This is a genomic window from Bradyrhizobium sp. (assembly GCF_019242285.1).
Lineage (GTDB): Bacteria > Pseudomonadota > Alphaproteobacteria > Rhizobiales > Xanthobacteraceae > Bradyrhizobium.
The window spans coordinates 1-26,671 of record NZ_JAFAVV010000367.1 but is presented as its reverse complement, the minus strand read 5'-3'; the positions used below and the strand labels follow the sequence as shown (position 1 = coordinate 26,671).

Annotated in this window: 28 protein-coding genes and 1 pseudogene; 21 read left to right on the top strand and 8 right to left on the bottom strand. The window is 66.0% G+C overall.

Annotation, left to right across the window (positions count from 1 at the left end; all coding sequences use genetic code 11):
* The 4 genes from JOY90_RS14465 to JOY90_RS14450 all read left to right on the top strand — a co-directional run.
* The coding region (locus tag JOY90_RS14465; RefSeq protein WP_291691800.1) for a dihydrodipicolinate synthase family protein at window positions 1-278 on the top strand (278 nt) is incomplete at its 5' end.
* Window positions 279-372: 94 nt separating this feature from the next.
* Window positions 373-789 (top strand): large conductance mechanosensitive channel protein MscL, encoded by a 417-nt coding sequence (mscL, locus tag JOY90_RS14460; protein ID WP_291691799.1) that lies wholly within the window; start codon window positions 373-375, stop codon window positions 787-789.
* Between the two features lies 1 nt (window position 790).
* On the top strand, window positions 791-1,261 hold the full coding sequence (gene smpB, locus JOY90_RS14455) for an SsrA-binding protein SmpB (protein WP_291691798.1): 471 nt from the start codon (window positions 791-793) through the stop codon (window positions 1,259-1,261).
* A 43-nt stretch (window positions 1,262-1,304) separates the two neighbouring features.
* Entirely contained in the window at window positions 1,305-1,886 is a 582-nt protein-coding gene (locus tag JOY90_RS14450; RefSeq protein ID WP_291691797.1) for a peroxiredoxin, read from the top strand.
* 100 nt (window positions 1,887-1,986) lie between these two features.
* Here the strand turns inward: JOY90_RS14450 and JOY90_RS14445 are convergent, their stop codons facing one another.
* Both JOY90_RS14445 and JOY90_RS14440 read right to left on the bottom strand, forming a co-directional pair.
* Window positions 1,987-2,670 carry a uracil-DNA glycosylase gene (locus JOY90_RS14445; RefSeq protein ID WP_291691796.1) on the bottom strand — a complete coding sequence of 228 codons (684 nt, stop codon included), beginning with the start codon at window positions 2,668-2,670 and terminating at the stop codon, window positions 1,987-1,989.
* A complete protein-coding gene (locus tag JOY90_RS14440) occupies window positions 2,648-3,292 on the bottom strand; it encodes an NYN domain-containing protein (protein ID WP_291691795.1) in 645 nt (214 codons plus the stop codon). The genes JOY90_RS14445 and JOY90_RS14440 overlap by 23 nt, the downstream gene beginning before the upstream one ends.
* A 362-nt stretch (window positions 3,293-3,654) precedes the next feature.
* Between JOY90_RS14440 and rpoZ the strand changes: the two genes are divergently transcribed.
* The 10 genes from rpoZ to JOY90_RS14390 all read left to right on the top strand — a co-directional run bounded on the left by rpoZ (window position 3,655) and on the right by JOY90_RS14390 (window position 13,258).
* Window positions 3,655-4,047 (top strand): DNA-directed RNA polymerase subunit omega, encoded by a 393-nt coding sequence (gene rpoZ, locus JOY90_RS14435; protein WP_079603537.1) that lies wholly within the window; start codon window positions 3,655-3,657, stop codon window positions 4,045-4,047.
* Between the two features lie 260 nt (window positions 4,048-4,307).
* Entirely contained in the window at window positions 4,308-6,617 is a 2,310-nt protein-coding gene (locus tag JOY90_RS14430; protein WP_291691794.1) for a bifunctional (p)ppGpp synthetase/guanosine-3',5'-bis(diphosphate) 3'-pyrophosphohydrolase, read from the top strand.
* 30 nt (window positions 6,618-6,647) lie between these two features.
* A complete protein-coding gene (locus tag JOY90_RS14425; RefSeq protein WP_291691793.1) occupies window positions 6,648-7,415 on the top strand; it encodes a pyridoxine 5'-phosphate synthase in 768 nt (255 codons plus the stop codon).
* A complete protein-coding gene (gene acpS, locus JOY90_RS14420; RefSeq protein ID WP_291691792.1) occupies window positions 7,412-7,831 on the top strand; it encodes a holo-ACP synthase in 420 nt (139 codons plus the stop codon). Before JOY90_RS14425 ends, acpS begins: the two co-directional genes overlap by 4 nt.
* Window positions 7,832-8,106: 275 nt before the next feature.
* Entirely contained in the window at window positions 8,107-8,868 is a 762-nt protein-coding gene (gene lepB / locus JOY90_RS14415; RefSeq protein ID WP_291691791.1) for a signal peptidase I, read from the top strand.
* Window positions 8,865-9,686, top strand: coding sequence for a ribonuclease III (rnc, locus tag JOY90_RS14410; RefSeq protein WP_291691790.1), 822 nt, complete (start codon window positions 8,865-8,867; stop codon window positions 9,684-9,686). The genes lepB and rnc overlap by 4 nt, the downstream gene beginning before the upstream one ends.
* Complete coding sequence (gene era / locus JOY90_RS14405) at window positions 9,676-10,605, top strand: GTPase Era (RefSeq protein WP_291691789.1); 930 nt, start codon at window positions 9,676-9,678, stop codon at window positions 10,603-10,605. The genes rnc and era overlap by 11 nt, the downstream gene beginning before the upstream one ends.
* A 3-nt stretch (window positions 10,606-10,608) precedes the next feature.
* Window positions 10,609-10,989, top strand: a complete 381-nt coding sequence (locus JOY90_RS14400) for a hypothetical protein (protein ID WP_291691788.1) — start codon at window positions 10,609-10,611, stop codon at window positions 10,987-10,989.
* Window positions 10,990-11,134: 145 nt separating this feature from the next.
* Window positions 11,135-11,890, top strand: a complete 756-nt coding sequence (gene recO, locus JOY90_RS14395; RefSeq protein WP_291691787.1) for a DNA repair protein RecO — start codon at window positions 11,135-11,137, stop codon at window positions 11,888-11,890.
* A 270-nt stretch (window positions 11,891-12,160) separates the two neighbouring features.
* Window positions 12,161-13,258, top strand: coding sequence for an acyltransferase (locus JOY90_RS14390; RefSeq protein WP_291691786.1), 1,098 nt, complete (start codon window positions 12,161-12,163; stop codon window positions 13,256-13,258).
* A 475-nt stretch (window positions 13,259-13,733) separates the two neighbouring features.
* Here JOY90_RS14390 and JOY90_RS14385 read toward each other — a convergent pair whose 3' ends face one another.
* Window positions 13,734-13,937: a hypothetical protein gene (locus tag JOY90_RS14385; protein ID WP_291691785.1), complete on the bottom strand. Its 204-nt coding sequence runs from the start codon at window positions 13,935-13,937 to the stop codon at window positions 13,734-13,736.
* Window positions 13,938-14,307: 370 nt separating this feature from the next.
* Between JOY90_RS14385 and parC the strand changes: the two genes are divergently transcribed.
* Together parC and JOY90_RS14375 are read left to right on the top strand one after the other, a co-directional pair.
* Window positions 14,308-16,560, top strand: a complete 2,253-nt coding sequence (gene parC / locus JOY90_RS14380) for a DNA topoisomerase IV subunit A (protein ID WP_291691784.1) — start codon at window positions 14,308-14,310, stop codon at window positions 16,558-16,560.
* A gap of 182 nt (window positions 16,561-16,742) precedes the next feature.
* Window positions 16,743-17,621: a DMT family transporter gene (locus JOY90_RS14375; RefSeq protein WP_291691783.1), complete on the top strand. Its 879-nt coding sequence runs from the start codon at window positions 16,743-16,745 to the stop codon at window positions 17,619-17,621.
* A gap of 121 nt (window positions 17,622-17,742) precedes the next feature.
* Here the strand turns inward: JOY90_RS14375 and JOY90_RS14370 are convergent, their stop codons facing one another.
* The gene (locus JOY90_RS14370; RefSeq protein ID WP_291691782.1) at window positions 17,743-17,931 is read right to left on the bottom strand and encodes a hypothetical protein; all 189 of its coding nucleotides are present in this window, start codon (window positions 17,929-17,931) and stop codon (window positions 17,743-17,745) included.
* A 120-nt stretch (window positions 17,932-18,051) separates the two neighbouring features.
* On the opposite strand from JOY90_RS14370, the gene JOY90_RS14365 reads away from it, so the two are divergent.
* Entirely contained in the window at window positions 18,052-19,311 is a 1,260-nt protein-coding gene (locus tag JOY90_RS14365; RefSeq protein WP_291691781.1) for an adenylate/guanylate cyclase domain-containing protein, read from the top strand.
* Here JOY90_RS14365 and JOY90_RS14360 read toward each other — a convergent pair whose 3' ends face one another.
* Window positions 19,312-20,562 carry an MFS transporter gene (locus JOY90_RS14360; RefSeq protein ID WP_291691780.1) on the bottom strand — a complete coding sequence of 417 codons (1,251 nt, stop codon included), beginning with the start codon at window positions 20,560-20,562 and terminating at the stop codon, window positions 19,312-19,314.
* Between JOY90_RS14360 and JOY90_RS14355 the strand changes: the two genes are divergently transcribed.
* Together JOY90_RS14355 and JOY90_RS14350 are read left to right on the top strand one after the other, a co-directional pair.
* Window positions 20,561-20,746 (top strand): hypothetical protein, encoded by a 186-nt coding sequence (locus JOY90_RS14355; RefSeq protein ID WP_291691779.1) that lies wholly within the window; start codon window positions 20,561-20,563, stop codon window positions 20,744-20,746. The two genes, JOY90_RS14360 and JOY90_RS14355, sit on opposite strands and share 2 nt — an antisense overlap.
* A 26-nt stretch (window positions 20,747-20,772) precedes the next feature.
* Window positions 20,773-22,149: an Nramp family divalent metal transporter gene (locus JOY90_RS14350; RefSeq protein ID WP_291691778.1), complete on the top strand. Its 1,377-nt coding sequence runs from the start codon at window positions 20,773-20,775 to the stop codon at window positions 22,147-22,149.
* A gap of 3 nt (window positions 22,150-22,152) precedes the next feature.
* Here JOY90_RS14350 and JOY90_RS14345 read toward each other — a convergent pair whose 3' ends face one another.
* Complete coding sequence (locus JOY90_RS14345) at window positions 22,153-22,503, bottom strand: hypothetical protein (RefSeq protein WP_291691777.1); 351 nt, start codon at window positions 22,501-22,503, stop codon at window positions 22,153-22,155.
* A 362-nt stretch (window positions 22,504-22,865) separates the two neighbouring features.
* Here JOY90_RS14345 and JOY90_RS14340 point away from each other — a divergent pair, with 362 nt between their 5' ends.
* Entirely contained in the window at window positions 22,866-24,623 is a 1,758-nt protein-coding gene (locus JOY90_RS14340) for a hypothetical protein (protein WP_291691776.1), read from the top strand.
* Window positions 24,624-24,731: 108 nt separating this feature from the next.
* Complete coding sequence (locus JOY90_RS14335) at window positions 24,732-25,670, top strand: alpha/beta fold hydrolase (RefSeq protein ID WP_291691775.1); 939 nt, start codon at window positions 24,732-24,734, stop codon at window positions 25,668-25,670.
* Between the two features lie 24 nt (window positions 25,671-25,694).
* Here JOY90_RS14335 and JOY90_RS14330 read toward each other — a convergent pair whose 3' ends face one another.
* Both JOY90_RS14330 and JOY90_RS14325 read right to left on the bottom strand, forming a co-directional pair.
* Window positions 25,695-26,471, bottom strand: a complete 777-nt coding sequence (locus JOY90_RS14330) for an arginyltransferase (RefSeq protein ID WP_291691774.1) — start codon at window positions 26,469-26,471, stop codon at window positions 25,695-25,697.
* Window positions 26,472-26,548: 77 nt separating this feature from the next.
* Window positions 26,549-26,671 (bottom strand): annotated as a pseudogene (locus JOY90_RS14325) (RDD family protein); the annotation flags it as partial.

The window sequence follows — 26,671 nt, the reverse complement described above, 5'->3', positions numbered from 1 at the left end:
GCTGCATTTCCGTCACCTCAAACATCGCGCCGCGGCTGTGCTCGGAGTTTCACACCGCCTGGCAGAAGGGCAACGTGGCCACGGCGCTCGAGCTGCACGACAAGTTGATGCCGCTGCACATGAATCTCTTCATCGAGTCCAATCCGGCGCCGGTAAAATACGCCATGTCGCTGCTCGGCAAGATCGAGGAGCGGCTGCGGCTGCCGATGGTGGCGGTAGCGGAATCGACCCGCGTTGCGGTGCGCGACGCCATGGTGCATGCCGGCCTGATCAACTGAATTTTCGCCGTCTTGAAGCCCCAATTGAAGCCCCAAGGCTGGTCACGTTGGTTGCGCAATTGCGCGTGACGCGGAAGGCCGCGGAGGTTGGATCATGTTGAAGGAATTTCGCGAATTCGCCATGAAGGGCAATGTCGTCGACCTCGCGGTCGGCGTCATCATCGGTGCGGCGTTCGGCGCCATCGTCACCTCGCTGGTGGGCGACATCATCATGCCGATCATCGGCTCGGCCACCGGCGGGCTCGACTTCTCCAACTACTTCCTTCCGCTCTCCAAGGCGGTGACGGCCACTAATCTCGCGGACGCCAAGAAGCAGGGCGCCGTGCTGGCTTACGGCAGTTTCATCACGCTGTGCCTGAACTTCCTCATCATCGCCTTCGTGCTGTTCATCGTGATCCGGCTCATGAATCAATTGAAGCGCCATGAGGAGGCGGCCCCCGCGGCGCCGCCGAAGCCCTCGGCCGAGGTGCAACTGCTCACCGAGATCCGCGATCTCCTGAAGAAGGCGTGACGTGGCGGAGAAGGAGAGGGCGATCAAGGTCGTGGCGGAGAACCGCAAGGCGCGGTTCAACTACGCGATCGAGGACACGGTGGAGGCAGGCCTCGCGCTCACCGGCACCGAGGTCAAGTCGATCCGCAACGGCAAGACCACGATCGCCGAATCCTATGCCGATTCGAGGAACGGCGAGATCTGGCTGATCAACGCCAACATCCCCGAATATCTGCAGGCCAACCGCTTCAATCACGAGCCGAAGCGGCCGCGCAAGCTCTTGCTGCACAGGAAAGAGATCAACAAATTGATGGGCGCCGTCGACCGCGAGGGCATGACGCTGATCCCGCTCAAGCTGTACTTCAACGAGCGGGGCCGCGCCAAGCTGCTGCTCGCAGTCGCCAAGGGCAAGAAGCTGCACGACAAGCGCGAGACCGTGAAGAAGCGCGACTGGGGCCGGGAGAAGGGCCGCTTGATGCGGGCGCGAGGGTAAGGCCCGTCAAATGCCAGGCGGTCGGCCAAGGAGAAAGTGGGTCATGAACCAGAGAAGCCTGCTCGACGTCGACTGGAGCAAGATCCCGGCGCCCGCCGACGACGGCGGCGCGGCCCATCTCAAGGGCATGGCGGTTGCGCCGGTCAGCCTGCTCGCCACCAACGATGCGATGGTGACGCTCGCCGCTCTCTCCGGCCGGACCGTCGTGTTCGCCTATCCGCGCACCGGCGAGCCCGGCAAGATCGCGCTCGTCGACGATTGGGACATGATCCCCGGCGCGCGGGGCTGCACGCCGCACGCCTGCGCCTTCCGCGACCTGTTCGCCGAATTGAAAGCCGCGGGCGCTGCGCAGGTGTTCGGCCTGTCGACGCAGAGCAACGCCTATCAGACCGAGATGGCCTCGCGGCTGCATTTGCCGTTTCCGGTGCTGTCGGATGAGAAGCTCGAGCTGACCGAAGCGCTTGGCCTGCCGACCATGGAGGTGGCGGGGCAGACGCTGATCAAGCGCCTCGCGCTGATCATCGACGACGGTCGCATCACGCATGTGTTCTATCCGGTGTTCCCGCCGGACCGGAACGCCGCCGATGTGCTGGCATGGCTGAAGGAAAATCCGGTAGAGGCGTAGGTGCGTAGGGTTGGCTGAGCGAAGCGTGCCCACCATCGTCCAACGACCTCGCCGAGCGATGGTGGGCACGCTTCGCTCAGCCCACTCTACAGATTCCTTCCTAATCCAGCTCGGCCTTCACGCCGGCGAACACGCTGCGGAACATGTCCGGCGTGAGCACGCCCGTGTTGGTGTTGTAGCGCGAGCAGTGATAGCTGTCGAAGAGCTTGAAATGGCCCGCTTGGTGGATTGCGCCGTGGGCGAATGGCGTGGAGGTGGCGCGCAGCTTCAGCGCTTTCACCAGCGTGTCGTGCGCGATGCGCCCGAGCGCGATGATGGCGCGCAGCCGCGTCATGGTGGCAATCGTCATGGCGAGGAACGGCCGGCAGGCGTTGATCTCGGCGGGCAGCGGCTTGTTCAGTGGCGGCACGCAGCGGACGGCATTGCTGATCCGGCAATCGACCAGCCTCAAACCGTCATCGGGCCGTGCCTCATAGCGGCCGCTGGCGAAACCGTATTCCAGGAGCGTCGCGTAGAGGAGTTCGCCGGCGTAGTCGCCGGTGAACGGCCGGCCGGTTCGGTTGGCGCCCTGCATCCCCGGCGCGAGCCCGACGATCAGCAATCTGGCGTCTGGATCGCCGAAGGATCGCACCGGTGCGTTGAACCAGCCCGGCTCCTTGGCGCGCGCCGCCGCGCGGAAATCCACTAGGCGCGGGCAGAGCGGGCAGTCGCGGCCGGGCTCGGCCTTGGGAAGGGCGGCCTGTTCGGCCGCCCGCCAGTCCTCAATCGTCGAAATCGTCGTCATCCGACCGGCTGGTGGAGGAGGCCATGGTGGTCGCGCGCTGCAGGAATTGTGGCGTGTGATGGCGCGACTCGCGCTCGCGCGGAGCCGGACGTTCGGACGGGTCGCGGCCGAGCTTGGACTGCAGCTCGACGAGATCGGTGAAGACGTCGGCCTGCCGGCGCAGTTCGTCGGCGATCATCGGCGGCTGGCTCGAGATGGTCGAGATCACGGTGACGCGCACGCCGCGCCGCTGCATCGCTTCGACCAGCGAGCGGAAGTCGCCGTCACCGGAGAACAGCACCATCTGGTCGATATGTTCGGCGAGCTCCATGGCATCGACGGCGAGCTCGATGTCCATGTTGCCTTTGACCTTGCGGCGGCCGCTGGCGTCGATGAACTCCTTGGTCGCCTTGGTGACCACGGTGTAGCCGTTGTAATCGAGCCAGTCGATCAGCGGCCGAATCGACGAATACTCCTGATCCTCGATGATCGCGGTGTAATAGAAGGCACGAAGCAAAGTGCCGCGGCTTTGAAATTCTCGGAGCAGCCGCTTGTAATCGATATCGAAGCCGAGCGTCTTGGCCGTCGCGTATAGATTGGCGCCATCGATGAAGAGCGCTATTTTGTTGGAAGAGGGTGACATCAGTTTCTCGCGTTGACGTTGTTGGTATCTCTTTTTGGCGCGGCGGCAGTCAACCGCGCATTTTCTGTAGTGCTGCCCAGGGCCCGACGAAAGCATCTCACTCGATGCTACCGCAAATCTGCGGAGATAGAAGCAAGAAAGGTCTAGTTTAGCTGGCGCAATAAAGCGTTTTGTGGGCCGAACGCCCGCAATTTTTGCTTTGGCAGGCCATGTCAGTCAACCTAGAGAGGTAGCAGGAGACGGCGCCTCCGACAAATCACAAATTGGTCTTGCGAAAAGCCGTTCACAGCTATAACTACCGGCCATGGCGGGCAGATAAGCCCGCAACCCCTTGCCAACCCTAGCGAATGGAGTGACAGTCGATGGCGCGCGTCACCGTGGAGGATTGCATCGACAAGGTCGACAACCGATTCGACCTGGTATTGCTGGCGGCTCATCGCGCCCGGATGATTTCCTCCGGTTCACAACTTACGATTGACCGGGACAATGACAAGAACCCGGTCGTCTCGCTGCGCGAGATCGCCGATTCGACCATCTCGCCGGAGGATCTGCGCGAGGAGCTGGTGCATTCCCTGCAGAAATTCGTCGAGGTTGACGAGCCGGAGCCCGACACCGTGCCGCTGATCGGCTCGGCCGGGGCGAGTGTGGACGCCGACGACACCGAGGTTGCGGTCGAACGGATGACCGAGGAGGAGCTTCTCAAGGGCCTCGAGGGTCTGGCGCCGCCCGAGGAGCAGCCGGAAGAGGACGAGTGATCGCTTCCGCGGCCCGCTGCATCGCAAGCCGTTTTCCACAAGGCCCGGCGCCATTGCCGGGCCTTTGCTTTTGCGGGTGCTTTTTACGGTTGCGTGATGACTCCGGCGGTGGAAGGGTTTGGCGGTGGACGCCAGCTTTGATTTGATCGAAGCCGGGCGCGATTGGCAGTAGACTGTGTTGCGGAGCAACCATTACCCTTGCGGGCGGCCCCGGCAGGGCTGAAGCGATCCCGTAAGCAGTCGAACAAGGCACTCGTAGAATGGCGTATTGGCGCCAAAGCCCGTCCCAGATGCAGGCCGCCACCGAATCAGCCGTGGTGGCGTCATCCTCTGCTGCGCCGACGTCAGTGCCTGCCAAGGCCAAGGCGCCGCGCGCCCGCATGATGCGGCAGTACGATCTGGTCGAGCGGGTGCGGTCCTACAACCCGGACACCAACGAGGACCTGCTCAACCGGGCCTACGTCTATGCCATGAAGGCGCACGGCTCGCAGACCCGTGCTTCCGGCGATCCCTATTTCTCCCATCCGCTCGAGGTTGCAGCGATCCTGACCGACCTCAAGCTCGACGATGCCACCATCGTCGCGGCGCTCCTGCACGACACGATCGAGGACACCGAGGCGACGCGGGCCGAGATCGACCGCATCTTCGGCCACGAGATCGGCGCGCTGGTCGAGGGGTTGACCAAGCTGAAGCGGCTGGAGCTGGTCTCGCGCGAGGCCAAGCAGGCGGAGAACCTGCGCAAGCTGCTGCTGGCGGTCTCCGACGACGTCCGCGTGCTCCTGGTCAAGCTCGCCGATCGCCTGCACAACATGCGAACGCTGGAGTTCGTGCCGGAGGCGTCGCGCAAGCGGATCGCGGAGGAGACGCTCGACATCTACGCCCCGCTTGCCGGCCGCATGGGCATGCAGGAGATGCGGGAGGGGCTCGAGGACCTCTCCTTCCACACGCTCGATCCCGAAGCCTACAACGTCGTGATGCATCGGCTCGACGCGCTTGCCGAGCGCAACCGCAACCTGATCGGGGAGATCGAGGGTCAGCTCTCCAAGAACCTGCGCGACAGGGGCCTGACCGCGCGGGTCTCCGGCCGGCGCAAGCGGCCATTCTCGATCTGGACCAAGATGGAGCGCAAGTCGGTCGGCTTCGAGCAGTTGTCGGACATCTTCGGCTTCCGCGTCATCATGCCCGATCTCGAATCCTGCTACCGCGCGCTCGGCGTCGTGCACACCACATGGCCGGTGGTGCCCGGCCGCTTCAAGGACTACATCTCGACGCCGAAGCAGAACGACTACCGCTCGATCCACACCACGGTGATCGGGCCCGGCAACCAGCGGGTCGAGCTGCAGATCCGCACCGAGGAGATGCACCAGATCGCCGAGCGCGGCATCGCCGCTCACGCCTTCTACAAGGACGGCGTCGGCTCGCCGACCGAGCTGCTGAAGCGCGAATCCAACGCCTTTGCCTGGCTGCGCCGCACCATCGGCATCCTGTCGGAGAGCGCCAATCCGGAGGAATTCCTCGAGCACACCAAGCTCGAATTGTTCCACGACCAGGTGTTCTGCTTCACGCCCAAAGGCAAGCTGATCGCGCTGCCGCGCCATGCCAATGTGATCGACTTCGCCTATGCCGTGCACACCGGGCTCGGCAACAGCGCGGTCGGCTGCAAGATCAACGGCAAGTTCGCGCCGCTGTCCTCCGAATTGCAGAACGGCGACGAGGTCGAGGTCCTGACCTCGGATGCGCCGTCGGCGCCGCCCGCGGCCTGGGAATCGCTCGCGGTCACCGGCAAGGCGCGTGCGGCGATCCGCCGCGCCACCCGCGCCGCAGTGCGCGACCAGTATGCAGGGCTCGGCCGGCGCATCGTGGAACGCCTGTTCGAGCGCACCAAGCTCGAATATGCCGACGACAAGCTGAAGGGCGCGCTGCCGCGGCTGGCGCGGGCTTCGATCGACGATGTCATGGCCGCGGTCGGGCGCGGCGAGATGAAGGCCGCCGACGTCGCGCGCGCGATGTACCCCGACTACAAGGAGGAGCGGATCGCCCGCTATGGCGGCGCCAAGAAGAGCAGCTTGGCGGTCAAGCTGAAGCTGAAATCGCCGCCCGATCCCTCGCGCAGCCCGTCGGCGATCCCGATCCGCGGCATCAATTCCGACCTGCCGGTGAAGTTCGCGCCGAACGGCGGTGCCGTGCCGGGCGACCGCATCGTCGGCATCGTGACGCCGGGCGAGGGCATCACGATCTATCCGATCCAGTCGCCGGCCTTGAAGGATTTCGAGGAGGAGCCGGAGCGCTGGCTCGACGTGCGCTGGGACGTCGACGAGAGCACGCCGCAGCGGTTTCCGGCGCGCATCGAGGTCCAGAACGTCAACGAGCCCGGCAGCCTCGCCCAGGTCGCGACCGTCATCGCCGAGCACGACGGCAATATCGACAACATCAACATGAGCCGCCGCTCGCCGGATTTCACCGAGCTGACTATCGATCTCGAGGTCTATGATCTGAAGCACCTCAGCGCTATCATCAATCAGTTGCGCGCCAAGGCCGTGGTCGCACGGGTCGAGCGCGTCAACGGGTAATTCCGCCCGCCGCTTCCGTCGAGTCCCGCGATGTCGAAAGTCCCTCCGCTGCGTCTTGGCGTCAATGTCGATCACATCGCGACGCTTCGCAATGCGCGGGGCGGCGCGCGGCCCGATCCGGTTCGCGCCGCCAAACTTGCGATCGAGGCCGGCGCCGACGGCATCACCGCGCATTTGCGCGAGGACCGGCGCCACATCCGCGACGACGACATGGCGCGGCTGAAGGCGGAAATTTCGAAGCCGCTGAATTTCGAGATGGCGGCGACCGCCGACATGCTGCGGATTTCGCTCGCCACGAAACCCCATGCGGTCTGCCTGGTGCCGGAGCGGCGTGAGGAGTTGACCACCGAGGGCGGGCTCGACGTGGTCGGCCAGCACAATGCGCTGGCGCCGTTCATCGCCACCCTGAGCGACGCCGGCATCAGGGTGTCGCTGTTCATCGCCGCCGAGCCCCGGCAGATCGAGATGGCGGCAAAATTGAAGGCGCCGGTGATCGAGATCCATACCGGCGCCTGGTGCGACGCGGTGATGGACGGCCACGCCGCCAAGGCTGCGGCCGAGTGGGAGCGCATCGTTACGGGCGCCAGGCTCGCCCGCTCGGCCGGGCTCGAGGTGCATGCGGGCCACGGGCTCGACTACGCCACCGCGGAACGGATCGCAGCCTTGCCTGACATCGCCGAACTCAACATCGGCTACTACATGGTCGGGGAGGCGCTGTTCGTCGGCCTTGCCGAGACGGTCCGGACCATGCGCGCGGCGATGGACCGGGGGCGGGCGAGGGCGGAGACCGCCACGTGATCATCGGCATCGGCTCCGACCTGATCGACATCCGCCGCGTCGCCAAGGTGATCGAGCGGCATGGCGACCGGTTCCTGGACCGCATCTTCACCGCGGAGGAGCGCGGCAAGGCCGCCCGGCGGGCCAAGAACGAGAACATGGTGGTGGCGACCTACGCCAAGCGCTTTGCCGCCAAGGAGGCCTGCTCCAAGGCGCTCGGCACCGGAATCCGGCGTGGCGTCTGGTGGCGGGACATGGGCGTCGTCAACCTGCCGGGCGGCCGGCCGACCATGCGGCTGACGGGCGGCGCCCTGGCGCGGCTCGAGGCGATCACCCCGGCCGGATTCGAGGCGAGGATCGACCTTTCCATCACCGACGACTGGCCGCTGGCGCAGGCCTTTGTCATTATTTCGGTCACCGCCCCGGCCAAGGGCTGACGGATCGGCTCCGGGGCTGCGTCGCAGCGGCGCGGAATAAAAAATATACGTTACTTCAATGTGTTGCAGGTTTTTGATGAAGCCTTTCATTGCGCCGCCGGCAACAAACGTCTAAGAACGTGCACAACTTGATCCAGCAGATTCCGGCTTGCGCCGGGATTGGCTCTCACTATCAGAATCAGGACGGATTCCTTAAAGCCCCGCGAAGCGATGTGCCGTTCGCGCGAGGAACATGGCTGCCGCGGCGGCCGTGATTTTTGAAAATTGGGAAAGCGATGAGCGTGACATCCGGGACAAAAAAAGTAGAAAGCGGCTCGGGCGAGACCATCCGCGTGGTCATCCATGCCCTGTTGATCGCGCTCGTGATCCGGACCTTCCTGTTCCAGCCGTTCAACATCCCCTCGGGCTCGATGAAGGCGACGCTGCTGGTCGGCGACTATCTGTTCGTCTCGAAATACAGCTACGGCTACAGCCATTATTCGCTGCCGCTGTCGCCCGACCTGTTCTCGGGCCGGGTGTTCGGCTCCGAGCCCAATCGCGGCGACGTGCTCGTGTTCCGCCTGCCGAAGGACGACTCGACGGATTACATCAAGCGGGTGATCGGGCTGCCCGGCGACCGCATCCAGATGAAGGACGGGTTGCTCTACATCAACGAGCAGCCGGTGCAGCGCGAGCGCCTGAGCGACTACATCGGACCGGATCCGTGCGGCACCGAGGCGAGCGCGCGGGTGAAGCGCTGGCGCGAGACGCTGCCGAACGGCGTCAGCTACGAGTCGCTGGATTGCGTCGACAACGGCTTCTACGACAACACGACCGTCTACACCGTGCCGGCCGGCCATCTCTTCATGATGGGCGACAACCGCGACAACTCGACCGACAGCCGCGTGCTGTCGGCGGTGGGATACGTGCCGCTCGAAAACGTCGTCGGCCGCGCCCAGATGATCTTCTTTTCGATCGAGGAAGGCGAACACGTCTGGGCAATCTGGCGCTGGCCGTGGTCGGTGCGCTGGAATCGCCTGTTCAAAATCGTGCGATGAGCGACGATACGACCGACATCGAGACCGCACCGGTCGCCGGCCAAGCGAGCGCTGAGCCGGGCGCGACCGTGGAGGGCGCGCCGCCGAAGCGGAAGCGCACGAGGACGCGCGCCAAGGCCAATGGCAAGTCGGCGACCTCGGCGGTCGAGGCCCGCATCGGTCACAAGTTCGCCGATCCCGGGCTGCTGTCGAGCGCCATCACGCATGTCTCCGCGCTGAAGCCGCAACGCAAGCGCGGCGAGAGCTATCAGCGGCTGGAATTCCTCGGCGACCACGTGCTCGGCCTGATCGTCTCCGACATGCTCTATGGCGCGTTCCCGAACGCGGACGAGGGCGAGCTGTCGAAGCGGCTCGCCGATCTCGTGCGCAAGGAGAGCTGCGCCGACGTCGCGAAATCGCTGGGACTGACCGACGACATCAAGGTCGGCACGATCGGCGCCGCCGCCGCGCGGCTGCGCAAGTCCGTGCTCGGCGACATCTGCGAGGCGGTGATCGGCGCGATCTTCCTCGACGGCGGCTATGCCGCCGCGGCCGAATTCGTGCAGCGCAACTGGACCGAGCGGATGCAGAAGCCGCGCCGCCCGCTGCGCGATCCCAAGACAGTGCTGCAGGAATGGGCGCAAGGAAAGGGCCTGCCGACCCCGGTCTATCGCGAGGTCGAGCGGACCGGGCCGCACCACGACCCGCAGTTCCGCGTGGCGGTGGATCTGCCGGGGCTGGAGTCGGCCGAGGGCATCGGCGGCAGCAAGCGCGCGGCCGAGAAGGTCGCAGCCTCCGTGATGATCGAGCGGGAAGGCGTCGGCGGCAATGACGGATGACATCCGCGACGACGCCGCGCCGGTCGCGACGCGTTGCGGTTTCGTCGCGCTGATCGGCGCTCCCAATGTCGGCAAGTCGACATTGGTCAATGCGCTCGTCGGCTCCAAGGTGACCATCGTCTCGCGCAAGGTGCAGACCACGCGCGCGCTGATCCGCGGCATCGTGATCGAGGGCAACGCCCAGATCGTCCTGGTCGACACGCCCGGCATCTTCTCGCCGAAGCGGCGGCTCGACCGCGCCATGGTGTCGACGGCCTGGAGCGGAGCCCATGACGCCGACCTCGTCTGCGTGCTGCTCGACGCCAAGGCCGGGATCGACGACGAGGCCGAGGCGATCCTGAGCCGGGTCGCGGGCGTCGACCACGACAAGATCCTGGTGCTGAACAAGATCGATCTGGTGCCGCGCGAAAGGCTCCTGGCGCTAGCCCAGACCGCCAATGAGCGGCTGGCCTTCGCCCGGACCTTCATGATCTCGGCGCTGTCGGGCGACGGCGTCGATGATCTGCGTCATACGCTGGCGGCGATGGTGCCCGAAGGGCCGTTCCACTATCCCGAGGACCAGATGTCGGACGCGCCGATGCGCCAGCTCGCGGCCGAGATCACGCGCGAGAAGATCTACCAGAAGCTGCACCAGGAGCTGCCCTACCAGTCGACGGTTGAGACCGATAGCTGGACCGAGCGCAAGGACAATTCCGTCCGCATCGAGCAGACGATCTTCGTCGAGCGGGAGAGCCAGCGCAAGATCGTACTCGGCAGGAGCGGCGCCACCATCAAGTCGATCGGCGCGGATTCGCGCAAGGAGATCGCCGAGATTCTCGGCGTGCCCGTGCATCTTTTCTTGTTCGTCAAGGTGCGCGAGAACTGGGGCGACGATCCCGACCGCTATCGCGAGATGGGGTTGGAATTTCCGAGAGAATGACCGATGCAGCTCCCTCGTAACGTGCTCTGGTTCGAAGCGCTGCTCTACGCCTCGCTGATGCTCGACGCGCTGTCGGTCGCGTTCCAGGACCGCACGCCGACCGCCGACATGAGCGCGCAGACGATCGGGGCCGCGACCGTCGTGGCGGGCGGCATGATCGTGCTCCTGCTCTATTTCGTCTGGCTCGCCGCGCGCAGGCGGAAGAACTGGCCGCGCTGGGTCCTGACTGCGGCCCTGGCGCTGTCGGTCGTGTCGCTGGTGCAGGCCATCGGCGACAGCGGCCTCGAACTCGACTCCGCAATCGAGATCGTGTCCTGCATCCTGACCGCCGCCGGACTGTATTTCTCCCTCACCGGCGACGCCAAGGGCTGGTTCAACGCCTGACGGCCGTGGTAGTTCGGATAGGGCGGGTTAGATGGCGGCTTGTCCGCCGAAGCCCTTGCGAAGGCGGAAAGCGTAACCCGCCGCTTCGGTGTATCGATCGGCGGATTACGCTGCGCTGATCCGCCCTACATGCTACGTTTATTGCATGGAATGGACCGACGACGGCATCGTGCTGGGGGTGCGGCGGCATGGCGAATCCTCCGCCATCGCCGAGCTCCTGACCCGCGCGCATGGCCGTCACCTCGGCCTCGTGCGCGGCGCGGCGAGCGCACGGATGCGGCCGTGGCTGCAGCCCGGCAACGGCGTGCGCGCGGTGTGGCGGGCGCGGCTCGATGAGCATCTCGGCGCCTATGCGATCGAAGGCATGCAGCTGCGGGCCTCCGACCTGCTGGCCTCTTCGCACGCGGTCTATGGCGTGACGCACCTGGCCTCGCTGGCGCGGCTGCTGCCGGAGCGCGATCCGCACGAGGACATCTACGAGCAGCTCACGCACACGCTGGACGATTTCGAGGATGCCGGCGTGGCGGCGGTGCATGTCGTGCGGTTCGAGCTCGCGATGCTGGCCGAACTCGGCTTCGGCCTCGATCTCGAGAGCTGCGTCGCGACCGGCGAGACCGCCGATCTCGCCTATGTCTCGCCGAAATCCGGCAACGCGGTGTCACGCACGGCCGGCGAGCCCTGGCGCGACCGGCTGCTGCGGCTGCCGGCATTCCTGCGACAGGGCGGGGAGGGGCCATCAGGCTGGACCGACCAGGACCTGCAGGACGGCTTTCTCCTCACCGGTCGGTTTCTGCTGCGCCATGTGCTGGAGCCGCGCGGCCAGCACCATTCCGATGCACGCGACGGTTTCATCAATGCCGTCATCAATAAACGCGTGAGAATCGGCATTCCGTCGTCCTGACCGGAATCGGCGCGCCGCCGCTAATGGACGCCCGATTTCGTCCACATGGCCGCCGGTTTCCGCCCAGACCTATTCGGGCACGGGCTGCATCCGCTACACTTGGTGATCGAGCCTCGCGCGCCGGGCAAGCGTCGCGTGTATTCGGCGCAGCCATAGCGGAGCCGGTCCGGCGCAACGCTCGCCGAGGATGGTTGAAAGCCACATTCTGCTGCTTTCCATGGCGGGATGTCGAGTTCTGCGTCGCGGCGGTTCCTGCCCCGTATCGAGTCCATGCGTGGTATCGCCGCTCTCGCGGTCGCGGGCATGCACGTCACATCGTCCTATGTCGATGGACCGGCGCGGGGATGGCTCGACGCGATCGCGCTTGGGGCCGTCAAGGCGCTCACCAACGGTTACGGCGCGGTGGTCGCGTTCTTCGTGATCAGCGGCTTCGTGCTGGCGCGTTCGCTGGACGGCAATCTCGATGCCGCGCGTTTCGTCCGTGCCCGCGTCTCTCGCCTGTTTCCGGCGGCGATCACGACGGTCGCGATCTTCACCGCGCTGTTCTACGCCTTCGGTTTCAGCCTGTACGGGAGAGCGTCGTTCACGCCGCTGGATGTCGCAGCCAATATGCTGATGCTGCGCGCCGACATCGACGCGGTGATGTGGTCGATGAAGGCGGAGCTAGCGGCGACGCCGCTGATCTTCGCCTCGGTCTGGCTGTTTCGCCGGCATGGCGCGCGGCCGCTGCTTGCGATCGCAGCCGTGCTGTTCGGGCTGTCCTTCGTCGGGCAGTACAATCATATGATCGGCGACGATACCAACCTGGCGCCGCTCTACGCTTTTCCGGTCGGCGTGCTGCTGCATTTCCGTGGCGAGACGATAGCCCGCCGAGCAGGCCCGATCGCGGCGACAATTGCGGCGACGGCCGCGATCGCGATCTTCTGCGCCTGCTCGTTCTTCAAGCCTTCCGGCACCTTCACGCTGCTGGTCGAGTGCCTCTCCGCCGCAATGCTGGTCGCGCTGATCGCGTTCCGTACCGACGGCGCGACGTTCGCTGCGCTCGATCTCCCTATCGTGAGGTTCTATGGCAGGATCTCCTACAGCTTCTATCTCCTGCATCCGCTGGCGCTGTGGGCCACGGCGCGGCTCGTGGGATATCTGCTGAACCGGTTCGATGCGCTGCCGGTGACGCTGGTCCTCGCTGCAGCCTTCGTCTTCTCGGTGATCGTCGTCACGCCACTGGCCTACGCCTCGTGGCGCTTCGTCGAAAGGCCGGCGATGGCGCTGCGACGGCAGCCGTCGGCAGCGCCGTCGGATCATCCAGGCGAAGCTTCGGTGATCCCCATGCGCTCGGAGCGCTTCTACGCGGTCGATCGGGTCGATTAGAGCGGGACTCCGCCGATTTCGGTTAATCTGTGACGGTCGCGTACCCGGGCGCCGCTGCTGTATTTGAGTATCGCGGCTCAGCATCATACCCGCGGCCGGCAATCCCGGCGCAGCTCCAGTTCAGTCGCAGCGATCGTCGCAGCGAAAACATAATCCCGCTGACTTCTCGCCTTCGTTCCACCTGCCGTAAGGCGTGCGCTGTGGCGCAAACTCCTCAACCGGCCGACAAGCTCCTTCAGCGCTGCAAATCGCTTTGACTGTGCAGGTGCTCGCGCCCTTTAACGGATGCCGAGAAAGGGAGACGGCGTTATGTATTCGGCTCTGGCAGGCATGTTCATTTTTCTGAGCATCAGCATTCTGATGGCCCACGCGATGGAGGCTCTTCACTCGCGTTCGTGATCGAGGCGGGCCCTCGGCCATGGTGGGTGCGCTCGTTGTGCGCTCGAGGCCGGGAGAGCGTGAACGATCCGAGCCGTCAGTGGAAGCTCTGGACGTCGTCCGCGCTCTCGTTGTGAAACAGCGCGGCCACTTTGGCGGCGCTGGAAAGAACCCGATGACGACGAAGAGAGCTGCGCGAGCGATGAAGTTGGAAATCGACGGATGGCTCGGCGCCCGGACGATCCTTTTCAGGATGTGAGCCGATCTGCAAAGTGAAAGTACCTGAAAGCGCCGCGGCCATAGGGACTCCTGAACCAAATCAGTGCCGACGGCGTTGCTGAGAAGCGCATACGGCGAGGCACCGTCGTCGTCGTTTGTTACCCGATGGAGCTGCTCTCGAAATTCGGGTGGATCGATCGAGGGCTTTTACCCGCGACCGCTTCCTGCGGCTACCTTGCGTTGCGTATCACCGGAGTCATACGGATGAATCGAGCGTGGTTTTCCACATGCGGAACCGTTCGCTTCCTGGATGTCACGGATTGAAGATGTGCCCGCTGTGAGCGGAGGCTGGGCCGGGAATGCGCGTTGCAGCCTTCCCTGAAGGCTTTTGACGCCTTCCAAACGCCGATTCGTGCCTTGCGGCAGGCCCAATCAGCGTCTAACCGGAGGCGATGGGAAAGACACTGATTCCGCCTGAACCCAACGAGGTCCACGAGGTTCCGCTGCGCGATGCGCTGGAAGAGCGCTATCTCGCCTATGCGCTCTCCACCATCATGCACCGGGCGCTGCCCGACGCCCGCGACGGCCTGAAGCCGGTGCACCGGCGTATCCTCTACGGCATGCGCCTGCTCAACCTCAATCCGGGCACGGCGTTCAAGAAGTCGGCCAAGATCGTCGGCGACGTGATGGGCTCGTTCCATCCGCATGGCGACCAGGCGATCTACGACGCTATGGTGCGTCTGGCGCAGGATTTCAACTCGCGCTACCCGCTGGTCGACGGGCAGGGCAATTTCGGCAATATCGACGGCGACAATCCGGCTGCCTATCGCTACACCGAAGCGCGCATGACCGACGTCGCGCGGCTCCTGCTCGATGGGATCGACGAGGAGGGTGTCGATTTCAAGCCCAATTATGATGGTCAGACGAACGAGCCCGTGGTGCTCCCGGGCGGCTTCCCGAACCTGCTCGCCAATGGCGCGCAGGGGATCGCGGTCGGCATGGCGACCTCGATTCCGCCGCACAACGCCGCCGAGCTCTGCGATGCCGCGCTGCATCTGATCGAGAAGCCCGAGGCGAAATCGAAGTCGCTGCTGCGATGGGTGAAGGGACCGGACTTCCCGACCGGCGGCATCATCATCGATTCCAAGGAAGCGATCGCCGAGGCCTATGTCACCGGCCGCGGCGCGTTCCGCGTGCGCGCCAGGTGGACGCAGGAGGAGGGCTCGCGCGGCACCTGGGTCGTCGTCATCACGGAGATTCCCTACCTGGTGCAGAAGTCGCGGCTGATCGAGAAGATCGCCGAGCTGTTGAACGAGAAGAAGCTGCCGCTGGTCGGCGACGTCAGGGATGAATCGGCGGAAGACGTCCGGCTCGTGATCGAGCCGAAGTCGCGCAACGTCGATCCCGAGCTGATGATGGAATCGCTGTTCCGGCTGACCGAGCTGGAAAGCAAGATTCCGCTGAACCTCAACGTGCTGATGAACGGCCGCGTGCCCAGGGTCGTCGGCCTCGCCGAGTGTCTGCGCGAGTGGCTCGACCATCTGCGCGACGTGCTGATCCGCCGCTGGAACTACCGCAAGACCCAGATCGAGCATCGCCTCGAAGTGCTCGGCGGCTATTTGATCGCCTATCTGAACATCGACAAGGTGATCAAGATCATCCGCACCGAGGACGAGCCCAAGCCCGTCCTTATGAAGACCTTCAAGCTCACCGAGATCCAGGCCGACTCCATCCTCAACATGCGCCTGCGCAACCTGCGCAAGCTCGAGGAGATGGAGATCAGGACCGAGGACAAGAACCTGCGGAACGAGCTGAAGGGCGTCAAGTCGCTGCTCGGCTCGGAAGCCGAGCAATGGACCAGGGTCGGCGAGCAGGTGAAGAAGGTCCGCGACATGTTCGGACCCAAGACGCCGCTCGGCAAGCGTCGGACCACCTTCGCCGACGCGCCCGAGCACGATCTCGCGGCGATCGAGGAGGCCTTCGTCGAGCGCGAGCCGGTCACGGTCGTCGTCTCGGAAAAAGGCTGGGTGCGCACGATGAAGGGCCATATGGCCGATCTTTCGGGCCTCGCCTTCAAGACCGATGACAAGCTCGGCCAGGCCTTCTTCGCCGAGAGCACCTCGAAGCTGCTGCTGTTCGCCACCAACGGCAAGTTCTATTCGCTCGACGTCGCCAAGCTGCCGGGCGGCCGCGGCCATGGCGAGCCGATCCGCATGTTCGCCGACATGGACCAGGACGCCTCGATCGTCTCGCTGTTCGTCAACAAGGGCGGCCGCAAGTTTTTGATCGCCAACAGCGAAGGCCAGGGTTTTATGGTCAAGGAGGAGGACTGCGTCGGCAACACCCGCAAGGGCAAGCAGGTGATGAACGTCACCATGCCGAACGAGGCCTGCGCCATATGCAACGCCGTGGGCGACACCGTTGCCGTGATCGGCTCCAACCACAAGATGGTGGTCTTCCCGCTCGACCAGGTGCCGGAGATGGCGCGCGGCCGCGGCGTGCGCCTGCAGAAATACACCAGCGCGAAGCTTTCCGACGTCACCACCTTCGATGCCAGGGAGGGGCTCGCCTGGAAGGATTCCGCCGGCCGCGACCAGGGCATGAGCATGAAGGAGCTCGCCGACTGGGTCGGCAATCGCGCCGATGCTGGCCGGCTGGCGCATGGCCTGCCGAAGTCGAACAAGTTCGGCAGGGCTGTCGAATAGGCGCGGCCCGCGGCGAATTCACCGCGGATATGTTGCCACTTGCTGCCCGCTGCTGACGGCTGCCGCCATCATCGCGCGATGATGTGGAGCAATGCGCTCCGTTCGATCGTTGAAGCTTGCCGGCTGCGAATTCGCTCCTACGATGCTGCGTAACGCGAAGATGCAGCAAAGGGAGCGAAGCGGTGGGCGAGTGGGTCGGCGTCGTGATCGCGCTGGTGTCGAGCTCGCTCGGCGGCACGGCGGCCGCAATCACCCGCTATCTGGTTTCCCGCGCCGATCCGATTGCGCTGGCGATCCTGCGCTGGGGCATCGGCTTCATCTGCCTGCTGCCGGCGGCGCTGCTGATGAAGGCGACGTGGCCGCAGCGGCGCGACTGGCTTCCGGTCGCAGCGCTCGGGCTCGCTTTCTTCGGGATGTTCTTCATCCTCTACAACATCGCGATGTCGTTCACGACCGCAGCGCGCGCCTCGCTCGCGGTCGCGACCTTGCCGCTGCACACCATGGTGGTCGGCGCTCTGCTCGGTGCCGAGCCGCTGACGCTGCGCAAGACCGCGGGCGTGCTGATCGCAGTGCTCGGCGTGGTCGCGGCGCTTGCGTCGGGGCTGGCGGCGGCGCCGCCGGGCGCCTGGCGCGGAGAGCTGATCATGACGGCTGCTGTGGTCTGCATGGCGTTCTACAACGTGCTGTCGCGTCCGTTCATGCGCCGCTCCAGCGCGCTCGGTTTTCTCACCGTCGGCATGGGCGCGGGTGCTGTGGCGCTGGTCGTGGTTGGGTTGTTCAGCGGCAGTCTCGCGGTGCTCGGGGGCTTCGCCGCGCCGCAGTGGATTGCCGGCGTCTATCTCGGCGTCGTCGGCGGCGCCGCGACCTTCATCCTCTGGGTCATGGCGCTGGAGCGCGCGAGCCCGACCCGCGTCGCCAACACCATGACGGTCAATCCGATCGCGGCCGCGGTGCTGGCGGCGCTACTGGTCGGCGAGCCGATCACGCCAAATCTCGTGCTCGGCCTCGTTGCGGTCTTCGCCGGGATCTGGATCGCGACCTCGGAAATCAAGAAGCGGTAGGGTGGGCTAACTAAGGCGCGCAGCGCCGTGCCCACCATCGCCTCGACAGCATGACTCTTGGCGGTGGGCACGCTTCTGCCCTTGCGTGGCTGGACCTGTGCACGCGGCCGCTTAGCCCACCTTACCGACTGTCGGCAGCCGGCGGCGGGCTCACGCCCTGGCCGTGCTTCGGGTTCAGGGTTCCCGCATAGAACGAGACCAGCCAGACCAGGATCAGGAGGACAAGATACATGGCATAGGATTGCGGCGGCGTGGTCGCCCATTTGAACCATTTTTGGCTCGGCTTGTCGGGATCGCTTGGGTTGGCCATGGTTTGTTGTCGGCCAAGGCAGGCGCGAATGGAAGCCCAAAAAGGCGACAAGGCCACTGCCGGCGCATTGCGCGGCTGCAACCGCTTTCATCCCGCGCCGCGGCAGGGCATAATGGGGCCATGGAGCTTTCCACCCGCCTCGATCTGATGAACTGGCTGGTCGGCCAGGGCCTCACCGGACTCCCCGAAACCGATCTGATCCGCGGCTTCTGCGAGCGCTGCTGCGCGGGCGGGCTCGAATTGTCGCGCGCCATCGTCGCCATCGACACGCTGCACCCGATCTATGAAGGGCGGGGCTTCCGGTGGAACGACCGGCCGAGCAACGAGAGCGAGACTTTCGAGTACCGCTCCTCCAGCGAGGGTGACGCGGCCAAGAACTGGCGGCGCTCCGCTTTCCACCACATGCTCGAGAAGGGGCTCGATGAGCTGATCCTCGATCTCGTCGACGAAGGCACGCTGAAGTTCTCGCTGATGAGCGACCTGGCCGACAAGGGGCACCGGCACCTGGTAGCGTTCATCCATCGGTTCGGCGAGGCGGGCACGCTCGGCGAGATGGACTGCTTCTATTCCTACTGGCTGACCCGCCGCGCCGACGGGTTCCGTGAGAGCGAGCTGGCGGCGCTGCGCGACCTGGTTCCGCTGCTCGGCCTCGCGGTCAAATCGGGCCAGCAGATCGACATCGTGCGCACGCTCGGGCGCGTCTATCTCGGGCGCGATGCGTCCGAGCAGGTGCTGCGCGGGCGCATCTCGCGCGGCGTGCCCGAGCGCATCAACGCCGTGCTGTGGTTCTCCGACCTGCGCGGCTCGACCCGGATTTCCGAGGGCATCGGTCCCGACGAGATGATCCCGTTCCTGAACGATTATGCGGAGGCCTCGATCGACGCCATCCACGATGCCGGCGGCGACGTGTTGAAGCTGATCGGCGATGGCGTGCTCGCCGTGTTCACCGGCGAGGACATGGCGGAGGCGCGGCGGGCCGCACTCAAGGCCGAACATGCTTTTCGCCTCAATATGGCGGAGCTGAACGGGCGCCGCTCGGCCGACGGCCGCCCGGTGACCACGGCCTATATCGGCCTGCATGTTGGCGAGGTCTTCTATGGCAATATCGGCAGCGAGGACCGGCTCGACTTCACGGTGGTCGGTCCGGCCGTCAACGAGGTCAGCCGCATCGCCTCGATGTGCAACTCGATCGACCGCGAGCTCCTGATGTCCTCGGAATTCCTCGGCGGGCTCGACTCCACCGGCCGGCGCTACCTGGTCTCGACCGGCCGTTACGCTTTGCGCGGCATCGGCCGCGCGCAGGATCTCTATACGCTCGATCCCGACATCACAGCCGACGAGGTGGTGGCGGGAAGCTATGAGCGTTATCTGTCGAACTGATTAGCCGGCGCACGACGCGCTCGCCTCCTTGACCATCTCCGGCTGCCGCGCCAGCGCCACCGCGGGCGAGAGCAGGATCACCAGCGCCTGCGCGGCGAAGATCGCGACCGCGAGATAGAGGCAGGCCTCTGCGCCATACAATCCGCCGACGATCGCGCCCAGCGCCGAGCCGAGCGGCCGCGCGCCATAGCTCAGGATGTTGATGGCGGAGACGCGGCCGAGCAGGCGCTGTGGCGTCACCGATTGCCGCAGCGTCGTGGTCGAGATCACCCACAGGATCGGGCCGGCGCCGAGCAGGAAGAAGGCGAGGCCAGCGAGCAGCGGCGAAGGGACGAGCGTGGTCGCGGCCATCACCGCGGAGGCGGCAAAGCCGGTGACCGGACCGAGGCCGATCACGCTGCCGAAGGCGAGCTTGCGCATCACCCGCGTCGCCGCGAGCGCGCCGCACACCATGCCGACGCCGTACATCGCCAGCACTACGCCGACGCCGGTCGCGGCCAGTCCGAGACGGTGCACGGCATAGGGCACGAACACCGCGAGCAGCAGAAACGAGCCGGTGTTGAAGATGAACTGGGTGACGAACACCGGCCGCAGCAGCGCGTGATGCAGCACGAAGGCCACGCCTTCCCTGATGTCCTGCAGCGGATGGCGGCGCGGCGCGGGTGCGCGCGCCGGCTCGTGGATGCCGGACAGCAGCACGACCGCGACCACGGAAAGCGTCGCCGCTGCGCCGAAGGCCGGTGCCGCGCCAACCCAGCCGACCAGCGCGCCGCCCAGCGCCGGCCCGGAGGCGAAGGCTATGGTGCGCGCGAGCTCGATCCGCGAATTCGCGGCCGGCAGCAGTTGCGGTGCCACCAGCGAGGGCACCAGGGCGGGTGCGGCGACGCTGTAGGCCACCGTGCCACAGACGGCGACGAAGCCGAGCAGCGCCAGCAGCGGCAGCGTGAGCGCGCTGAGCCCGATCAGCATCAGGATCAGAAACAGCGCCGCGGCGCGCAGGGCTTCCGACCCCGCCATCAGCACCCGCCGCGAGATGCGATCGGTCAAGAGGCCGGCGGGGATCGCGAACAGGATGAAGGGCAGGGTCAGCGCGGTCTGCAACAGGCCGGTCTGGCCCTCGCCGACGCCGAGCGAGAGCACCGCGACGATCGGCGCAGCGGCGAGCGCGATCTGCTCGGCCGACTGCGCCGCGAGGTTCGACCAGGCGAGGCGGTTGAAGGTTGCGGGAAGGGTGTCTTTCAGTTCGGCCATGATGGGCTCCTATTGCGTCGTTGGCCGCAACATGGGAGCCGCGAAGGTTCAGACCCACCCGGTTTCCGAGGAGGATTTTGCCGGATTTCCCAGGATTCGGGTGGCGTCGCGCGAGTTTGGTCCGGACGGCATCGATGCCCATGGAACCTATGCGTCAGATGCAGTTGCAAACGAGTTGCATTAAAGGGGGACTTTGGTCATATTTGGCTGATGGATGTCGAATCCGCCGATTTGCAACTGCAGCAGGCCGTCTCCGGAGGCCGCCCGGCCGCCCGCGGCTGGCGCGGGGCGCGGGGGGAGCCGTCGCTGTCGGATGTCTTCGCCTCGGTCCGCACCGCGCGGCGCGGCTCGTTCTGGCGCAAGCTCGTGGCCTTTCTCGGCCCCGGCTATCTCGTCGCGGTCGGCTACATGGACCCCGGCAACTGGGCAACCTCGCTCGCCGGCGGCGCACGGTTTGGCTATGCGCTCCTGACGGTCGCGCTGTTGTCGAACCTGATGGCGATCGTGCTGCAGTCGCTGTGTACGCGGCTCGGCGTCGGCGCCGGACGCGACCTCGCGCAGGCCTGCCGTGACGGCTTCCCGCGCTGGGCGACCTGGCCGCTCTGGCTGTCGGCGGAGGTCGCGATCACCGCGACCGATCTTGCCGAGGTGATCGGCACCGCGATTGGCCTCAACCTCCTGTTTCAGATCCCGCTCGCGATCGGCGTCGTCATCACCGCGCTCGACGTGTTCCTGATCCTGACATTGCAGGCGTTCGGCTTCCGCTGGATCGAGGCCTTCGTGGTGGCGATGCTGGGCGTGATCGCGGCCTGCTTCGCGGTGCAGATCGCGCTCGCCGATCCCGACTGGGGCGCGGTGCTGCGCGGCATGCTGCCCAGCGGCGAGCTCGTCAGCAACCGCGAGATGCTCTATCTCGCGCTCGGCATTCTCGGCGCCACCGTGATGCCGCACAATCTCTATCTGCATTCGGGTCTGGTGCAGACCCGCGGCTACGGCGCCTCCGAGGCCGAGAAGCGCGAGGCGATCACGCTCGCGACCATCGATTCCTCGATCGCGCTCTGTCTCGCCTTCGTCATCAACGCCTCGATCCTGATCCTGGCGGCGGCGACGTTCCATCGCGCCGGTAACACCCACATCGCCGAGCTCGACCAGGCGCATGCCTTCCTGGCGCCGCTGCTCGGCTCGACGTTGGCGCCGACGCTGTTTGCGGTCGCGCTGCTCTGCTGCGGTCTGAACTCGACCATCACCGCAACCCTGTCTGGCCAGATCGTGATGGAGGGCTTTATCGACCTCCGCATCTCGCCGGCGCTCCGGCGGCTGGTGACGCGGACGATTGCCATCGTGCCGGCGGTGGTCGTGACCATCTGGGCCGGCGAGAAGGCGACCGGGCAGCTCCTGATCCTGAGCCAGGTGGTGTTGAGCCTGCAACTGCCGTTCGCCGTGGTGCCGCTCGTGCTGTTCACCGCGAGCCGCGCCAAGATGGGTGCGTTCGTGGCGCCGCGCTGGCTCACCGCGCTCGCCGCGCTGACGGCGGTCGCCATCATCGCGCTGAACGCCAAGCTGGTATGGGATTACGTCAGCGGGTGAACGTCACCGCTGGATGATCTCCGCGGGGAACGGACGGCCCGGACGCCCCGCACAGACGTTGTCTCGCAGCTGAGTCGTCTCCCGCTGGCGCTTCTCGAACTCCGTCAGCGATGCGGAGGAGATGTCGCAGGCCTCACGATGCTCACTGGCATAGTGCATCAGCGCATTCCAGGCCATCGCGGAACGGACATAGGTCTCGCAGCGGCCCATCCTGGCGAAGCTCCTGGCCTGCTTCGAAGCCTGGTTCGCCTCGTCGCGCAGCTCGGTCAGTTCCGGACATCGCGACTGGGCGTTGGCCTGGCTGCACCATCCGGCGAGTGCGATCATCGCAACGGCCCATACGAGTGTCCGCATCACGGGTCTCCTTGTCACGACAGCCTGCATCAGGGCGAGGATGCAATTACCTGGTAGGGCTTATTGCAGCGCGTGACGGTATTTTCGTGGCTCCTTCTACATCCACGAATTGTGGATTCGATCGAGCTAAACCCCGGCGAGCTGTGGCGGTATTGACGCATCGGCCGACTTCCTGGGGATACCTGAACACATTACCAATTGACTGCCACACTTCCACGCTAGGCTCCTCAAGTCGTCCGATTGATTTACCCGCGTCGTAAAAGCGAACTCTCGGCCGCGCACGCGGCTGCATCTCATTGCTTTATTGGGTCGGGTCCGCCCGGCCAATGTGCTTGTTGCGTTTGTGTTTTGAGGTGGTTGCCATGGCCGTGAACGTCGCGGAGCCTCCGGAGGGGCATCAGGGCTTTTCTCTTCCTGATTCTCAATCGCTGCGGACCTACGTGGCGCTCGTGCCACGCGACGATCTGGGGGCGCGCCATCGATCCACGATCGGTTCGCCCGCGAGCGCATTGTTCGATGGGCCCTCTGCGGCGGCATTTGCCGGCGCCTGCCTCGGCTGCATGACGACGTTGGCACTTTGCGCGGTCGGCATTCCGCCGGCGATCGCATCGGCGCTGGCGACGACGCTGCTGTGTGGCCAATTGCTGATCATCGGGACCACCGTCCTGCTGCCCGGCGAGTTCTTCTCGGCCATCTATGGCGGAACCTTCGCCGGCATGACCCCCGTGCTCTGGCTGATCGACAAGGCGCCGGATCGTTCGGTCATGCCCGCGATCGTGCTGTTCGTCTCGCTCTCGCTGTTCTGCAGCCTCGCGTTCGCCGTGGTCGCCGCGATCGACAACCGGTCCGTTCGCCGGCTCGCGCACGGCTATGGCGGAAGGTCGGGGGCGATTGCGACCGCGGCTTGCCTGCTCTTCGTGGAACTGGCGTCGCTGTTCGGCGCCGACAACCACTTGTTTCGGGCGGCGCGCACCGACCTGTTCGCGCTGGGCCTGGCCCAGGCTATTCCGACCTGCGCGGCCTGCACGATGGGCATGTTCGCGACCCTGCTGGCATTGCGCCGGCCCAGCATGATGGCGGCGAGCCCGGCGGAGCGAACCTTCCTGGCCTCGTCGGTGGCGGTCATCAGCCTGATGATCCTGCGCCTGGGCAACCCGGACGACGCGCATCTGCCCGAGGCATTCTATGCCGGATGTTTCCTGGGCATGTCGACGCTTGAGCGGCTGCGGGGATGGTTGCAGCTCGCACTGGGCGCGATCATCCTGACGGCGATGCTGCTTGCCGTAAGGGCGCTTCTCCCCGGCATCGGCGGCGGCCTCGGCCTTGCGGCCTTCGTCACCGTGGCCGCGTTGGCCATCCTGCGGCAGGCGGCGAGCCCGGTGGTTCGCGCGGCGCCGCAGCGGGTCGACATTGTGTCCGCCGGAGCCCTGGTGCCGCTGGGCGCCAGCCTCGTTCCGATCCGTGCAGGCCGGTCGATAGGATCGGGGACGCCGCTGTCCCGAGGGACCTGGGGCATGATCGCCAATTCGATCGCAGCCCTGCTGGCGGTCGGGTATCTCGCGCTGCCGGGCCGGATCGCACTCCAGGGACCGGTTTCGGATCCAGCCGAGCCCGTGGTCGAAGCGCCGGACGCATCCTTCGACGAGCTTGCGCCCGTCACATCCGCCTTCGGCGCGGACGCCGGCAATGCCGGCCGGGTGACGGAGCTTGGCTCCCGGTCGCGCAGCATCATGGACCCCGAGCACGACGGTTTGGCCGATGGTGGTGAGGTCATGCGCACGAACCTCGCGATGGCCGCGCCGGAAGAAACGGCGCCTGTGCCTGTCGGCGGCGGAACGCGGGTCGAGGACACGGAGAGGCTTCCAGGCAAGCTGTTGCGCGAGCTGCTGCGGTGGCAGGTTGCCCACCTCGGCGCGCCGCGCAAGCCGCAGCCCGCGAAGAAGCGACACAGCCGCGCGGCGCAATTCGTCGACCTGCTGACGCCTGGTCAGCCGCCGGTGCCGCCGCGGCCGGTGCGTCGCGCGGCAGTCGCAGAGCCGGCGGCTGCGCCCGCCATGCGTCCCGTCCACGCGCGAAGGCCGGTTCGCGCTCCGGATGCCACGCCGGCGCTGGATCAGTAGGACGCGCCGCGACGGCGCCTCGTTGCCTTCGCAGCCGCCATCATCCTAAAGATCGCGGCTGAACTCGCGGTCGCCGCCTTCTGAGGGCCGCAGGACAGGATGGCGGGGATGATGATGCGACATGACCTGATGCATGCGCTGCGTGAGCACGCACCCCAATGCTTCTATTCGGGCACGGCCACGCATCCGATCTATGTCGATCATCTGCCGGCGGCCGGTCGCGTCGCGGGCCGTCTGCCGGTGGTGATGGCGCACGGCGCGGCGCACACCGGCTCCTGCTACCTCGCCACCCCCGACCTGCGGCCGGGCTGGGCGCCGCGCTTCGCGGCCGCGGGGCGCGACGTGTTCGTGCCGGACTGGCCGGGCCACGGCCGCTCGCCGCCGGATGCGGATTTTCCGCGGCTCGGGGCGGTGGAGGTCGCGTCCGCGCTGCTGGCGCTGCTCGCGGAGATCGGGCCGGCCGTGCTGCTGGTGCATTCGGCGAGCGGCCCGATGGCGTGGTGGATGGCCGAGCAGCGGTCGGACCTGATCGGCGCGGTGGTCGGCATCGCGCCGGGTCCGCCGGCCAATCTCCTGAAGCATCTGCCCGACGATCCCGCCGCCGTGCTGGCCTTGCGCGACGATGAGAGTGCCGGCCGTCCGGTCTACGCGGCGGAGGACCACCCGGTGCGGCTCGGCCGCGCCTTTGCCGCCGCCTCCTGGGCCAACACGGCGCGGTTTCCGCAAGCCGCGTTCGAACGCTATTGCGCCTCGATCGTGCCGGAGAGCGCGCGCATCTTCAACGAGCGCTTCAACATCGGCGGCCGCGGCCTGAAGATCAACGACCCTGCGAACCTGCGCGCCAAGCCCGTCCTGATCGTCACCGGCGAATCCGATCCGCGCCATCCGCGCAGCCTCGACGAGGCCACCGCGAACTATCTCGGCGCCGATTTCATCTGGCTGCCCGACCGCGGCATCACCGGCAACGGCCACATGATGATGATCGAGGACAACAGCGACGAGCTTGCTGATCTCATCCTGGGGTGGCTGGCGGCGAAGGGCTGCTGATCGGCCGCGCCTCAGTCCCGCGCTTTAGTCCTGCGGCTCGCTCGTCACGTCGCCTGCGGGATCGACGCGCAGCCAGCCGGAGGGCGCGAGCCGCTGCTGCGGCAGGAAGCGGGCCTTGTAGTCCATCTTCTTGGAGCCCTCGATCCAGTAGCCGAGATAGACGTAAGGCAGGCCCTGGCGCCGCGCGCGGGCGATATGGTCGAGGATCATGAAAGTGCCGAGCGAGCGGGCATCCTCCGACGGCTCGAAGAACGAGTAGACCATCGACAGGCCGTCGCTCAGGACGTCGGTGAGCGCGACCGCGATCAGCTCGCCGCCGCGGCCGGTGATGGCGCTGTCGATCTCGCGCCGCCGATACTCGATGATGCGGGTTTCGACATGGCTGTCCTCGACCATCATCGCATAATCGAGCACGGTCATGTCGGCCATGCCACCGTGGCGGTGGCGGGCGTCGAGATAGGCGCGGAAGATCGAATACTGTTCCGATGTCGGCACCGCGCTGCGCTGCTCGCCGATGATGTCGGCGTTGCGCGCCATCACCTTGCGGAAATTGCGCGAGGGCCGGAATTCGTTCGCCACCACCCGCACCGAGACGCAGGCCCGGCACTGGTCGCAGGCCGGCCGGTAGGCGATCGACTGGCTGCGGCGGAAGCCGCCATGGGTCAAGAGGTCGTTGAGGTCGCCGGCCTTGTCGCCGACCAGATGCGTGAACACCTTGCGCTCGTGCCGGCCCGGCAGATAGGGGCAGGGCGAGGGCGCCGTCAGATAGAATTGCGGGGTGTCGCGCGAATGTTGGGTCACTGAGGTCTTAAGGTCTCCGAAGCAGTTTGGCGAGCATCGCGCCGCCGCAGCCTTCGGTCAATCGCTTTGCTCCTGCATCACCAGGTTCGTGCCGGCTGCCCTATGCGGGCAGAACTGTTAACGATCACGGTTCCCAGCATCATGTCGTGGAGCAGCCGGCGGCGGCCGTTGAACAGCCCGACCAGCACGATCAGCGGCGT